The organism is Candidatus Kinetoplastibacterium blastocrithidii (ex Strigomonas culicis) (assembly GCF_000319245.1).
In the GTDB taxonomy this organism is placed as follows: domain Bacteria; phylum Pseudomonadota; class Gammaproteobacteria; order Burkholderiales; family Burkholderiaceae_B; genus Kinetoplastidibacterium; species Kinetoplastidibacterium blastocrithidiae.
Genome location: NC_019814.1, coordinates 488,204 through 502,730, shown reverse-complemented (window position 1 = coordinate 502,730; position 14,527 = coordinate 488,204). Strand labels below are relative to the sequence as shown.

The following is a 14,527-nucleotide window of genomic DNA, read 5'->3' as shown; positions in this document are numbered from 1 at the left end:
ATGAAAATAGCCGAGAACAAGAAATTATATCATGATTATTTTATTGAAGACAAATATGAAGCAGGTATAGTTCTTTATGGATGGGAAGTAAAATCTATAAGAAACAAACAAGTTCAAATAAAAGATGGATATATAGTTATACGCAGTACAGAACTATTTGTCATAGGAATGAATATAACACCATTGATAAGCGCCTCTAATCATATTTCTATAGACCCTTATCGTAGTAGAAAATTACTCATGAAAGCTGATGAGATAAAACGATTAATAGGAAAAGTAGAGCAAAAAGGTTACTCTCTACTGCCTTTAAATTTACACTACAAAAAACACTTAATAAAACTAGATATAGCCTTAGGAAAAGGCAAAAAATCATATGATAAACGTCATGCCATTAAAGAAAAGGAATGGAAAAGAGAAGAAGAAAGAGCAATTAAGTACAAATTAAAACAGTAAAAGATAAAACGGATGCCATTAATAAAATTAAATATCTTACAAATGGCATCTCAAAAAATATCCTACTTAATAGCTAAACGCTGCCAAGTATCTACAACAGTATCAGGATTCAAAGATATTGATGATATCCCTTCAGTATGTAACCATTTTGCAAAATCAGGATGATCGCTAGGTCCTTGTCCGCAAATACCAATATATTTTTTAGATTTTATACATGATTGAATAGCTCTATGTAACATAAACTTAACGGCCTCATCTCTCTCATCAAAATCAGCTGCCAGTAATTCCATCCCAGAATCTCTATCAAGACCAAGAGTCAATTGAGTCATGTCATTAGATCCTATAGAAAAACCATCAAAATAGTCTAGAAATTTTTCTGCTAAAATAGCATTGCTAGGCACTTCACACATCATTATGATTCTTAATCCATTCTCCCCTCTTTTCAAACCATTTTCAGATAATAATTCTATTACTTTTTTAGCTTGATTAACTGTTCTAACAAAAGGAACCATTATTTCAACGTTAGTCAATCCCATATCATTACGTACTTTCTTGAATGCTTTACATTCCATAAGAAAACAATCATTAAAATTTTCTGCTATATATCTAGAAGCGCCCCTAAAACCTAACATAGGATTTTCTTCTTCAGGCTCATATCTAGAACCACCTATTAACTTTCGATATTCATTTGACTTGAAGTCAGATAAACGAACAATAACTGGTTTAGGCCAGAAAGCAGCAGCAATAGTTGAAATTCCTTCTGCCATTTTCTCTACAAAAAACCCACGAGGGTTAGAATAACCTCTTGCGGAAGATTCAACAGCTTTTTTTAAATCATTATCTAAATTAGGATAATCTAAAACTGCCTTAGGATGAACTCCTATATTATTATTTATAATAAACTCTAAACGAGCTAAACCAACACCACTATTAGGTAATTGTGAAAAATCAAAAGCCAATTGAGGATTTCCAACATTCATCATTATCTTTAAATCTATAGTTGGCATTTCTCCTCGAGATACATCCTCAATTTCAGTCTCTATCAAGCCATCATATATATAACCTTCATCCCCTTCTGAACAAGAAACTGTAACACTTTGTCCATCTTTAAGAACATTAGTTGCATCACCACATCCAACAACAGCTGGAATACCAAGTTCACGAGCTATTATAGCAGCATGACATGTTCTTCCTCCTCGATTTGTTACAATCGCAGATGCCCTTTTCATTACGGGCTCCCAATTAGGATCAGTCATATCCGTAACTAACACATCTCCTTTCTGAACCCTATCTATCTCAGAAGTATCAAAAACTACTTTTACTGGACCAGATCCTATTTTTTGTCCTATAGCTCTACCACTTATCAATATTTTGCCAGTAGCCTTTAATTTATATCGCTTCTGCACATCTTTATTAACCTGTTGAGACTGCACTGTTTCAGGACGAGCTTGCAATATATAAATCTTGCCATCAATACCATCTCTACCCCATTCAATATCCATAGGTCGACCGTAGTGTCTTTCGATTATAACGGCATATTTTGCTAGCTCAGTAACTTCATGATCATTTAAAGAATATTTATTCCTGTCTGATAGACTAACATCAACGGTACGAACTGTAGAACCGATAGTATTGTCATCGTTAAACTCCATTTTAATTAATTTAGATCCAATACGACGACTTAATATAGAATCTAATCCTTTTGCTAGAGACGGTTTAAAGACATAAAACTCATCTGGATTTACAGCTCCTTGCACAACTGTCTCACCTAGCCCATATGAAGATGTTATAAAGACCACATCAGAAAAACCAGATTCAGTGTCTATTGTAAACATAACACCAGCACTTCCCTTATCTGATCTAACCATTCTTTGTATTCCTGCAGATAAAGCAACATCAGTATTATCATATCCCTTATGAACCCTATAAGAGATTGCTCTATCATTATATAAAGAAGCAAACACATGTTTTATCTTGTCTAGAATATCTACAATACCAACTACATTAAGAAAAGTTTCTTGCTGCCCAGCAAAAGAAGCATCTGGTAGATCTTCAGCAGTAGCAGAAGATCTAACTGCAAATGACCCATTACCATCATAATCTAATGTTTCAAAAGCACTCCTTATGCTGCTTTCAAATTCTTCAGAAAATGGCGTATTCATTATTAAATTACGAATCTCGGATCCTGCTTTAGATAACTCATAGATATTATCAGGATTTAAATTTCGTAATTTTTCAGATATTTTTTTATCTAGGCTAGAAAAACTTAAAAAATCTCGAAAAGCATGGGCTGTTGTAGCAAAACCACTAGGAACTCTGACTCCAGCATCTGATAATTGACTGATCATCTCTCCTAGGGAGGCATTTTTACCGCCAACTGAAGCCACATCTGACATGCGTAACTTCTCAAATGGAATTATGTAAGACATTTAAATCACCTATAAAATATAAAAACAATATGATTAATCAATTAAATCTATTAATACATTAATCGTATTATCCTGATAATAGTATTAATTATAATGAAAATTTATAAACTATCACTATTTAAGATTTAAAATATAATATTAGGTGATATTTTTTAAAAGGATTTAAATAAATGAATCAAGAAATAATAGAGAGAACAGTATATCTTGTATCAGATAGTACAGGGATAACAGCTGAAACATTTAGCAACGCTGTGCTATCACAATTTGATACCATTAAATTTAAGCAGATACATCTTCCATTCATATTTTCTATAGAAAAAGCTAAAGAAGTTGTAAATAGAATCAATCAAAATGCACTTGATACTGGTAATCCACCAATAGTATTTAGCACATTAGTAAATCATGAAATAATGAATACTGTACGTAGTGCTAACGGAATATTTTTAGACATATTTGGCACATTTGTAAGCAACATAGAACAGCTTATAGGTCACAAGTCCAATAATTCTATTGGAAGATCACATAATGTTACTAATACTGAAAAATATCGTAATAGAATAGATGCAATAAACTTCAGTTTATCACACGATGATGGGCAATTTGTGCACCAATTAAATCAAGCTGATGTTATTTTAGTAGGAGTATCACGTTGTGGTAAAACACCAACTAGTCTGTATCTTGCTATGCAGTATGCTATAAAAGCTGCTAATTTTCCATTAACTCCAGATGATTTTGAAAGAAATACTCTGCCATCCACAATAATACCATACAGAAATAAAATTTTTGGGCTTTCAATACATCCGGAAAGACTATCAGAAGTTAGAAATGAAAGACGTCCTAACAGCAGTTATTCAACTATAGAACAATGCCGTTATGAAGTTACTGAATCAGAAAAAATGATGAGAAGAGATGGAATACCATGGTTATCTACAACTACAAAATCAATTGAGGAAATAGCCACAACTGTTTTGCACGAGATTGGTCTAGATCGTAGATTAGCATAATTACATATTGATCAAATCTTTTACTGGGGAAAAGCTTTTTCTATGCTCCTTACATGGACCATGATTTTTCAATAAAATCATATGCTCTTGCGTTCCATAGCCTTTATGTTTATTGAATAAATAGGATGGATATTGATAATGTAAGTTTAACATTTCTTTATCCCTTTCTGTTTTTGCTAGTATGGAAGCTGCAGATATAGCAGGAACAAAACTATCTCCCTTTACTATTTTAAGTACTTTATATTCTAATTCTGGAGACTGATTACCATCCACAAGAACTAGATTAGGTTGTCTTTTTAACTTTAAGATTGCATTTTTCATGGCTAATAACGTTGCTTGTAAAATATTTATTCTATCTATCTCATTAACATCAATACTAGAAACACTCCAACATATAGATTTTTGCTTTATTATTGCAGATAACTGTTCACGCTTTTTAGGAGTTAGTTTTTTGGAATCATCCAAACCTTCAATTCGATATCTATAATCTAACACAACAGCCGCAGCATAAACTGGACCAGCCAATGCTCCTCTTCCTGCCTCATCAACACCCGCAATAATATTTAGATATTCATTCATATTAATAATTTATTAGAAAATCATTTTTTTAATATTTTTAATATAGTTTCTGATATTAATTTTGGTGTATCTCTCCTTAAATCATTATGAATATTAATAAAATTATTAATAACTTTATTACGATAATTTTCATCTGTTAATGCTTTCCAGGTAGCATTACATAAATTTTCAGGACTTGCTTCTTCCTGAAGAAATTCAGGAACCAAAAAATCACGAGCTAAAATATTAGGCAATCCAATCCACGGAGTATAAGAATGAGATTGACCTGATTTCCATGACATTACTTTCCTAGCAAATGATGATAAGACATAAGAAATAACCATAGGTTTTTTAAATAAAGCACTCTCTAAAGTCGCTGTTCCACTTGATAATAAAACAGCATCGCTAGCCTCAATAGCATACCAAGATATAGGCTTCTTAATTATATCTTTAGAATTAATATAATCTCTATCACTCATGCACCTTATATTGGGAACAGGGAATTTATGTAATATTTTCTCAAATTCAAATCTCATTGTCTCATTTGCCATCGGCACTAAAAACTCCAATCTACTATCTTTCTTGTATAACAACTTCGCTGTTTCTAAAAAGCGTGGGGCTAAATTTTTTATCTCTGAAATTCTACTGCCAGGTAATATAGCCAAAACATTTTTATTTGCATTGATATTTAAAATATTTCTAGCTTTATCTCTATCCGGATTTAAAGGAATTTTCGAAGCTAAAGGATGACCTACATAAGTTACAGGAATACCTTCTTTTTTATAAATAGATTTCTCAAAAGGAAAGACTACCAACATATGAGATACTGCTTCACGAATTTGATTTATTCTGTTATAACGCCATGCCCATATAGATGGACTTACAAAGTGGACTGTAGGAATACCTGATCTCTTAAGTATATTCTCTATTCTTAGATTAAAATCTGGTAGATCTACCCCAATAAAAATAGAAATAGGATTTTTATTAATCCATCTATTTATTAAACTTTTATATATATAATATATCTTAGGAAGTCTTAGAAAAGCATCAACATATCCGAAAACAGATAAATTTTCCATTTCAAAAAGTGAACTAAATCCTAAATCTATTAAATTTTTACCACCAATTCCATCATAAGATATATTATTAATGTATTTATTTATATCTCTAACCATATAACTAGCTAATAAATCTCCAGAAGGCTCACCAGCTACAAGACCAATTCTAAGAACCATTATTTTTACCTAATAATACCCCTGCTCGAATTATCTAAAAAATCTATAATAATTTTTAGATACAAAGAAGATTTTATAGAATTACCACAATATAACTGCAACTTAGATTTAGCATCAATTAAAGACAATCCCTGACGATAAATTGTTTTATAGGCTTTTTTGATTTCTAGTATTACATCATCTGAAAAATTTCTACGTTTCAATCCTTCTATATTCACTCCAAAAGGGCGAGAAGGGTTTCCAGCACATAAAACGAAGGGAGGAACATCCTGAATCAAAGAACTATTACTTCCAACCATAACATGAGCTCCTATTTTTGAGAACTGATGAATGCCTGTTAACCCACCTATTATAGCCCAATCATCTATAGTTACGTGACCACCTAATTGGACTGAATTTGCTAATGTTACGTTATTCCCAATACAACAATCATGAGCAATATGAACATAAGCCATTATCCAATTACCATCACCAACGATAGTTTTAGACTCATCCTGAACCGTACCAATATTAAAAGTTGTAAATTCTCTTATAGTATTATGATTACCTATAATCAATTTTGTAGATTCTAGTTTGTATTTTTTGTCTTGAGGAACTCCTCCAATAGAACAGAAACGATATAATTGATTATTTTTTCCTATAGTAGTATCTCCATCAATAACACAATGTGACCCTACTACTGTGCCTGAATCTATACAAACCTTAGGACCTATTACTACATACGGACCTATCACTACGGAACTATCAATGCTAGCTGAAATATCTACAATAGCAGTTGGATGTATATTCCTATTCATTTAATTTTCAAATTCACGAATTGCGCACATCAATTTAGTCTCAGCTACAATATGAGAATCTACTAATGCACGTGCCTTGTATTTGCAAATAGAACGGCTCAAGCGTTCAGCATATACTTCTAAACGCAACTGATCGCCGGGCACAACCGGACGTCTAAAACGAGTTTCATCAATACCAACTAAATAATACGCTGTGTTGCTACCAATTGTTCCAAGATTGCCATCATCTGCGAAAGAAAATAGAGCTGCTGATTGCGCCAATGCTTCTATGATCAAAACTCCTGGCATAACAGGAAAATGCGGGAAATGACCACTAAAGAAATGTTCATTCATAGACACATTTTTAATCGCTACTATGGACTTGCCTGGAATCATTTCAACCACACGATCGACTAATAACATAGGATAACGATGTGGTAATCTTTTCATTATATCCTGTATATTTAATTCCATTTATAAAATCCTAAAATTTTCTAAGATAAAATTACTATTTTATTATTTCTTAAAAAACGACTTAATAAGCTTTCTTATTTTCGATAATTTTGAAATAATAGGAGCATTATGCTGCCATTCAGAATGAGTAGAATAGGGATAAATACCAGTATAACGACCAGATTTTATAATATTTGATATAATTGCAGTAGCCCCAGATATATGAACATCGTCTACTATGGTTATATGACCAGAAACCATAGCAGCGCCTGCTATACTGCACCTTTTCCCTATTTTAGTTGACCCTGCTATACCAACACAAGCCGCTATCGCCGTACCATCCCCTATTATCACGTTATGTCCTATCATAACCTGATTGTCTAATTTTACACCATTGCCAATAACAGTATTATCTAGAGCTCCTCTATCAATAGTAGTATTAGCTCCTATTTCAACATCGCTACCAATCTCAACACGCCCAAATTGATAAATTTTATTCCAAATAAAACAACTACTAGATTTATCTAGAGCATAACCGAAACCATCAGCGCCTAATACAACCCCACTATGAATAAGAGATCTAGAACCAATTGTAGTGTTTGGATATAATGTAACTCTCGAATGTATTAGGCAATTATCACCAATGTCTGAATTCTTTCCTATTGCACATCCAGATCCGATTTTAGCATCTCTGCCAATAACAACTCCAGGACCAATTACAGAGTGTGGTCCTATCTCTACGTTATGCCCTATAATAGAATCTGTTGAGACTATAGCAGATGAATGAATATTTTGTGATATGTTTTTAGATAATTGTTTATTAAACCAATGAGTTACTCTAGCATATAACAGATATGGATTATTACATACTATAAAACTACAATCAGGCATGCTATTTCTCATTATAAGATCTGAATAAATCTTATCGCTTACAATAATTGCCGAAGCATTAGTGTCGCTTACATACTTTATATACCTAATATCATTTAAAAAAGTGATATCACCTCTAATAGCTTTAGATAAACTAGATATTCCCATTATAAATGCAGAATCATCTGCTAATATTAATTGTAAATCTATATTAGAGGTGTCAACTAAAGATAATAATCTACCTAGATCTATAGATTGATCTTTATCTAATAAAGTAGGCATATATATTATTTATTTAATGCTCTAATAACTTGATCTGTAATATCAATTCTAGGATTTACAGCTATGGCATCCTGCAATATTAGATCAAAGTTATCTTGTTCAGCAATATTTTTAATACTATCATTGACTATAGAAATAATAGAAGAAAACTCCTCATTCCTTCTCCTATTAAAATCTTCTTGAAATTCACGACGTTTACGTTGAAGATCCACATCCAAGTTATTCAAATTTCTTTGGAGATGTATCTTATCATTTTCTGATATAACCAAAGATTCCTTATCAAATTTCTCAATCTGAGAACGTAAGCTTAGACTTAGTTTCTGTAGTTCTTCATCTCTCTTTTTAAATTCAATTTCAATTTTTTTTTGTGAGGCCTTAGCTGGATTAGACTCCTTTAAAATACGATCGGTATTTACAAAACCTATTTTTATTTCCTTTATTTCCTTTATTTCATTTGTTTCATTTGTTTCTTCAGCAAAAGAATTCATAGGAATAATAGGAATACAAACAAAAAATAAAAGAGTAGTAATAGTAAATCTTCTCTTTAAATTATCAGAAAAATTACAAATAAATTTATCAATCATAAAGTTAAACATAATATAAATATCACTCTTAATAAAATAAAAACTAAATCATCTAAAAAACAGATCCCATCTGTATCTGTAGGTTCTGTATATCATCATCAATATGTCTATTTAAAGGCAAGCCATAAGAAATCTGCACAATACCAACAGGAGACTTCCAGGAAACTCCTAGGCCAGTAGAACAGCGCCATCCACATCTAACAGAATCATTATATTTTTTAATGCTTTTATTGAAAACCTTACCAGCATCTATAAATATAAAAGGCCTTAACATTTTATCTATATAATTATCAGGAATAGGTATATAAAAGTGAGCATTGGCTATAACTCGTTTAGAGCCACCAGTATACTCCCCAGTATAAAGATCCTTTGGTCCTACAGATGATGTCCTATAACCACGAACACTACCTATGCCACCTGCATATAAGTTTTTTATAGATGGGTAATCTTTACTTCCATAACTTAATCCATAGTCAACTAATCCGTTAATAAACACTATATACTTATCAGCAAACAATAAATAACGTTGGTAATTAGCAGTCACAATAAGATATTTTAAATCCATAAAAGAAAAATCTAGCTTCACAGATTTAAATGATCCTGTGCTTGGTGAAATAACATTATTTCTAGTGTCATCTGATAATCCTAGATTTATGTTAAATGATTTTGTATTACAACCATATTGATCTAGGAATCTATTATATACTGATGATAATTTATTAAAGGAAATAATATTATTATTTTCTAAAAAAAAACCAAATGATAATGTACTTGATTCTGAAACAGGAATACCAAGATCTATTCCTTGCCGCATGGATCTTATTTTATAATTGTCGCTTCTGCCATTCTGATTATTAATTCTATAATCAAAAACTATAGTATTCCTAATTTTTTTATCTAAGAAATATGGATCAGTATATGAAATCATAGCTGAACTATTTGCTTTGCTATGGTTTAGCTGCAAGGTTATATCAGAGCCATTTCCATATAAATTATCATCACTTATAGCAGCAGAGAAGACAGCTTTATCTGACGAGCCATAGCCAAATCCAACATTAAAAATACCTGTTTTCTTTTCTTCAACATCTATATTTATATCAACAAGATCACTTGAATCAGGAGATGGATTAAATCCCATAGAAACCTTACTAAAAAAACCTAATCGGTCTAGCTTTTCCTTGGATGATTTAATTTTTTGATAATTATACATGGATGTCTCAAATTGACGTAATTCTCTTCTTATTACCTTATCAAGGGTATAAGAATTACCGGTGATATTTATTTTATCAACATATATAATGTCTCCGACATCTATATTAAAAACAATATCAATCAAATTTTCTGATTCTTTATTCTTCGTTTCTATAGCGAAATTTATATCTGCAACAGCAAATCCCTGATTTCCTAGATATTCTTTTATTGAAAGAATTGTATTATTTATACTAGATATAGAGTAAACATCACCTTTTTTAATATCTATTAAATCAATAATTTTTTTATAAAATTCGTATGAGTTGCATAATAAATTCACATCATTTATTTTATATAATGATCCCTCATCAATTGATATAACTATATCAACTATGTCTTTAGAGCAAGAAAAAGTAATCTTTTGTTCACGTACTTTAAAGTTGGCATAACCTTTATCCATATAAAAAATATGCAATTTCTCTAAATCCGACTCTAGATTTTCTTTTATAAATACATCATTCTTAGTATAAAAAGAAAATAGGTTCGTAGAATTAGACTTAAATAATTTTGACAATGATTTTTCTGGAAAACTTTTATTGCCTACTATACTAATATTTCTTATCTTAGTTAAAGGTCCTTCCTTAATATTAAAACCTATATCAATAAATTCAGCAGTAATTGTTTTATCTATAGATATTTCCACACAGTGCATGCCTTTAGTATGATAACTAAGCTCTATCTCTTTTTTAACATTATTTAGAGAGTTTTGATTAAAGAAAGACCCTTGAGTAAAATTAAATCTGTTTAATATATTTAGCATATAATCATTACTAAATTGATTAGACCCATAAAAATTTACTGAATGTATGATAGGCACTTCCCTAACACTAACAAAAATAGTAGTATTTTCTATCTTAATAGAAACATCATCAAAACAACCGGTATCATATAAATTACTTATGGCTCTCGATAATAATTCTTCCGTTATCTTATCTCCTGTTTTAAAAGGTAATTTTTCAACAATTACAGATTTATCAACTTTATTGTTTCCATTGATGCATATATTATGTAAGTTTGAAAGATTGGAAGAATAAGAGACACTTGGAACTATAAATAATGCAGCAAAAGCTATTAATAATATATTTACTCTAGATAAAGACATCGTAAACTGACCCTAATAGGTTAAAGAGATTTAATAATAAAAGACACGATATCAAAAACTAACAATATAGTTCTAAGATATTAATACAGCACCTGTTGTGATTTCTTCATTCTTCATGACAGATCTTATACGCAAAACTACGAGAAATCATATCTAAATGCAATATATCATCTAGATTGTTTAAGAGATAAGGAATTTTTTGTTCATACCACTCTATAGAATTTTCTATTATCTTTGGAATGTTTATATATTTTATGGTTCCATTAAGAAAAGACTCTACTGCTACTTCATTAGCAGCATTTAGAACGATACAATGAGCTTGTCCTAATTTTAAAGCTTCAAGAGCTAAGGATAAACATGGAAATTTTACAAAATCAGGAGGATAAAACTCAAGTTTTCTAAGATCTATAAAATCTATAAAACCCACTTCATTTTTTGTTCTATTTGGAAAACCTAAAGCATAAGATATAGGAATACCCATATCAGGTTTGCTTAATTGCGCTAATATTGATCCATCAATATATTCAACCATAGAATGTATTATACTTTGTGGATGTATTATTATTTCAATTTTTTTTATTGGAATATGAAATAGCCAATGTGTCTCAATAACCTCAAACCCCTTATTTATCATGGTTGATGAATCTACAGATATTTTACGACCCATATCCCAACTTGGATGTAAACATGCCTGTTCTGGAGTTATAGCTTGCAATCTTTCTAGGTCATGCGTACGAAATGGGCCACCGGAAGCAGTTAATACTATACGTCTAATAGTATTTTCTATTTTTTTAAAATCAATTCCAATGTTGTTATCACATAAACATTGGAAAATAGCATTATGCTCACTATCTATAGGAATTATTTCTGCATTATTATCAGCAACATATTGCATAAAGAGGCTTCCTGCTACCACTAAAACTTCTTTATTTGCTAATAAAATACGTTTCCCAGATTTAGCTGCTGCCAAAGCAGATGCTAAACCAGCTATACCTACAATTGCAGCAATAACTGTGTCATAGCTAGTATCATAAGCCATGTCTACAAGAGATTCAGGGCCTAATAACAGCTTTGGAATAGAATTCTTATCAATCCATTTTTCATAAAAATGTTCCTTGGCTCTAACATTAGGAACGACAACAACCTTGACTTTATATTTAATAGCTTGAGCAACTAAATCATCTATTTTGCTATAAGCACTAAGACCAAAAACCTCAATCTCTCCGTGAAATGCATCAATAATCTCAAGGGTTTTTTTACCAATTGATCCAGTAGACCCAAAAATAAAAACGCGACGTAACGCACTCAAAACGATACCTCTGATAATAAAAACATTGTAGGAATAACTGAAATTATTCCATCAAATCTATCATAAACCCCACCATGTCCAGGTAGGAGATTACTTGAATCTTTAATACCTGAATTTCTTTTTAACAATGATTCAAATAAATCACCAAATATAGCAAGAAAAGATAATATTATTGAAAATAATAACGCCAAGAATAATGACCATTTATATATCAATACACTGGAAAAACTATCGCTAATGAAGCTGCTTATATAAAACCATATAACAGAAAAACAAATCCCAGATACAGCACCAGCAATAGTTTTATTTGGACTGATCTTATATGCTAATTTTTTTTTACCAATATATTTACCTACAAAATATCCAGATGTATCTATTAAACATATAAAAATTAACAAAGATATTATAAACCATGAGTTGTAGCTAATGTAGTAGAATATCAAAATAAACCAAACAACAGAACATAAAATAACTGAGAAAATAGATATTAATAAGCGCTCTATATTGGAAAATATTCTAGCAAGAAACACAGAAACAAAAGATATGAATAACCAAATTATATTAATAATTAATATTACTCTATAAATAATATATTTATATTTAATAATGTTATTTATACTTATAAAAGTTAATGACAGCATCATTGCCATAAATAGAAAAATTGCTACTGCTGTACATTTTTTTTTTGAGACATAAACAGGAACAGACATAAGTAGCCATTCCCATAAAACTAACGATATAACAATAGACAAGAAAACCATGAAATTTTTATCGTTTTCTGAGATTAAAGATAAAGAAAATACTAGTATCAGCATTATTGCAGTTAAAAATCTATGTTTCAGCATTCAATAACTCACTTAGTTTCATAGCATCAGATCTTTTTTAGTTGTGCACTTGTTCTTCCAAATCTACGTTCTCTAGAGCAATACCACCTAAATGCCTCTTCTAATTCATTAGAACCAAAATCAGGCCAATAAATATCTGTAAAATATAATTCTGTATATGCTAATTGCCATATCAGGAAATTAGAAAGACGCTTCTCACCTCCAGTTCTTATTAACAAGTCTGGCTCAGGGGCCCAAGACATTGATAAATAACTAGATAACAGTTCTTCATTTATAAGATCTATATTATTTAAAACATCAGGCTCTTTTATTAACATTTTTTTTATAGCCTGTAATATATCCCACCTTCCACCATAATTTGCCGCTATGGTAAGATATAGACTGTTGTTATGTGATGTTTTATAAATGACACTCTTTATTAAATCCTGAAGGTAGCTACCAAACACAGTAATATCACCAACTATACGTAAATTTATCCCCTTATCTATCATTCTATCGACTTCATTTTCTAATGTTTTTATAAATAAGCTCATTAGATATTCAATCTCATCTGCGGGTCTACGCCAATTTTCTGAACTAAACGCAAACAGAGTAAGATAACGAATATCTAACTGAGTAACTTTATCTATAATTTGACCTACAGAACTTACCCCTTTAAAATGACCCGAAGACCTTGGTAGAAATCTTTTATTCGCCCATCGACCATTACCATCCATAACAATAGCAACATGCCTTGGAAGCTTTTTATTACTCAACATGACTCATATATCTGACAAACCAGTTTAATATTGCATTGCAAAAAATTATTATATCGTATTATATTGCCATGACTTCAGTCTCTTTTTTAGATATTATCTGGCTTATTAATATAATTTTCTGATCTGTTATTTTTTGTATAGAATCCTGTAGCCTTTTCTCCTCATCCTCTGATATATCTTTATCTTTAACCATTTTCTTTAAAAGATCATTAGCTTCACGACGAATATTACGTATAGCCACTTTTGTATCTTCGCCTTCAGATTTTACAACCTTGACTAAACTTTTACGACGCTCTTCAGTTAGAGGAGGCATGGGAACTTTAATACTATCACCAAATGAAATTGGATTAAGACCTAAATCAGATTCTCTTATGGATTTCTCTATTGCATTAATCATTCTTTTTTCATAAGGAACGACCTGTATATTCCTAGCATCCAACAGATTAATGTTTGCTATTTTATTTATTAAGGTAAAAGAACCATAATAATCAATAGAAATATGATCAAGAATGCCAATATGAGCACGACCCGTGCGAATTTTTGCCAAATTAGATACTAACACATCAACAGATTTAGACATTTTGCTTTCAAAAGAACTACAAATATCCATATTCATAA

Annotated in this window: 14 protein-coding genes; 2 read left to right on the top strand and 12 right to left on the bottom strand. The window is 30.8% G+C overall.

Features of this window, described 5'->3' with window-relative positions; all coding sequences use genetic code 11:
* A complete protein-coding gene (gene smpB / locus CKBE_RS02475) occupies nucleotides 1-453 on the top strand; it encodes an SsrA-binding protein SmpB (protein ID WP_015238015.1) in 453 nt (150 codons plus the stop codon).
* Nucleotides 454-515: 62 nt separating this feature from the next.
* Here smpB and ppsA read toward each other — a convergent pair whose 3' ends face one another.
* Complete coding sequence (ppsA, locus tag CKBE_RS02470) at nucleotides 516-2,882, bottom strand: phosphoenolpyruvate synthase (protein ID WP_015390014.1); 2,367 nt, start codon at nucleotides 2,880-2,882, stop codon at nucleotides 516-518.
* Nucleotides 2,883-3,052: 170 nt separating this feature from the next.
* Here ppsA and ppsR point away from each other — a divergent pair, with 170 nt between their 5' ends.
* Nucleotides 3,053-3,886: a posphoenolpyruvate synthetase regulatory kinase/phosphorylase PpsR gene (gene ppsR / locus CKBE_RS02465; protein WP_015238013.1), complete on the top strand. Its 834-nt coding sequence runs from the start codon at nucleotides 3,053-3,055 to the stop codon at nucleotides 3,884-3,886.
* Here ppsR and rnhB read toward each other — a convergent pair whose 3' ends face one another.
* From rnhB to frr, 11 genes are all read right to left on the bottom strand, one after another.
* Nucleotides 3,887-4,465: a ribonuclease HII gene (gene rnhB / locus CKBE_RS02460; protein WP_015238012.1), complete on the bottom strand. Its 579-nt coding sequence runs from the start codon at nucleotides 4,463-4,465 to the stop codon at nucleotides 3,887-3,889.
* 20 nt (nucleotides 4,466-4,485) lie between these two features.
* Complete coding sequence (lpxB, locus tag CKBE_RS02455) at nucleotides 4,486-5,679, bottom strand: lipid-A-disaccharide synthase (RefSeq protein ID WP_015238011.1); 1,194 nt, start codon at nucleotides 5,677-5,679, stop codon at nucleotides 4,486-4,488.
* Nucleotides 5,680-5,684: 5 nt separating this feature from the next.
* Nucleotides 5,685-6,476, bottom strand: coding sequence for an acyl-ACP--UDP-N-acetylglucosamine O-acyltransferase (gene lpxA / locus CKBE_RS02450; RefSeq protein ID WP_015238010.1), 792 nt, complete (start codon nucleotides 6,474-6,476; stop codon nucleotides 5,685-5,687).
* Nucleotides 6,477-6,929, bottom strand: a complete 453-nt coding sequence (gene fabZ / locus CKBE_RS02445; protein WP_015238009.1) for a 3-hydroxyacyl-ACP dehydratase FabZ — start codon at nucleotides 6,927-6,929, stop codon at nucleotides 6,477-6,479. It abuts the gene before it with no gap.
* A 42-nt stretch (nucleotides 6,930-6,971) separates the two neighbouring features.
* Entirely contained in the window at nucleotides 6,972-8,060 is a 1,089-nt protein-coding gene (gene lpxD / locus CKBE_RS02440; protein ID WP_015238008.1) for a UDP-3-O-(3-hydroxymyristoyl)glucosamine N-acyltransferase, read from the bottom strand.
* Nucleotides 8,061-8,065: 5 nt separating this feature from the next.
* Nucleotides 8,066-8,656, bottom strand: a complete 591-nt coding sequence (locus CKBE_RS02435) for an OmpH/Skp family outer membrane protein (RefSeq protein WP_015390013.1) — start codon at nucleotides 8,654-8,656, stop codon at nucleotides 8,066-8,068.
* Nucleotides 8,657-8,696: 40 nt separating this feature from the next.
* Nucleotides 8,697-10,997: an outer membrane protein assembly factor BamA gene (bamA, locus tag CKBE_RS02430; RefSeq protein ID WP_015238006.1), complete on the bottom strand. Its 2,301-nt coding sequence runs from the start codon at nucleotides 10,995-10,997 to the stop codon at nucleotides 8,697-8,699.
* Between the two features lie 106 nt (nucleotides 10,998-11,103).
* A complete protein-coding gene (gene dxr / locus CKBE_RS02425; protein WP_015238005.1) occupies nucleotides 11,104-12,306 on the bottom strand; it encodes a 1-deoxy-D-xylulose-5-phosphate reductoisomerase in 1,203 nt (400 codons plus the stop codon).
* Nucleotides 12,303-13,151, bottom strand: coding sequence for a phosphatidate cytidylyltransferase (locus CKBE_RS02420; protein ID WP_015238004.1), 849 nt, complete (start codon nucleotides 13,149-13,151; stop codon nucleotides 12,303-12,305). The genes dxr and CKBE_RS02420 overlap by 4 nt, the downstream gene beginning before the upstream one ends.
* A 26-nt stretch (nucleotides 13,152-13,177) precedes the next feature.
* Entirely contained in the window at nucleotides 13,178-13,909 is a 732-nt protein-coding gene (uppS, locus tag CKBE_RS02415) for a polyprenyl diphosphate synthase (RefSeq protein ID WP_015238003.1), read from the bottom strand.
* 58 nt (nucleotides 13,910-13,967) lie between these two features.
* Nucleotides 13,968-14,525: a ribosome recycling factor gene (frr, locus tag CKBE_RS02410; RefSeq protein WP_015238002.1), complete on the bottom strand. Its 558-nt coding sequence runs from the start codon at nucleotides 14,523-14,525 to the stop codon at nucleotides 13,968-13,970.
* Nucleotides 14,526-14,527 lie beyond the last annotated feature (2 nt).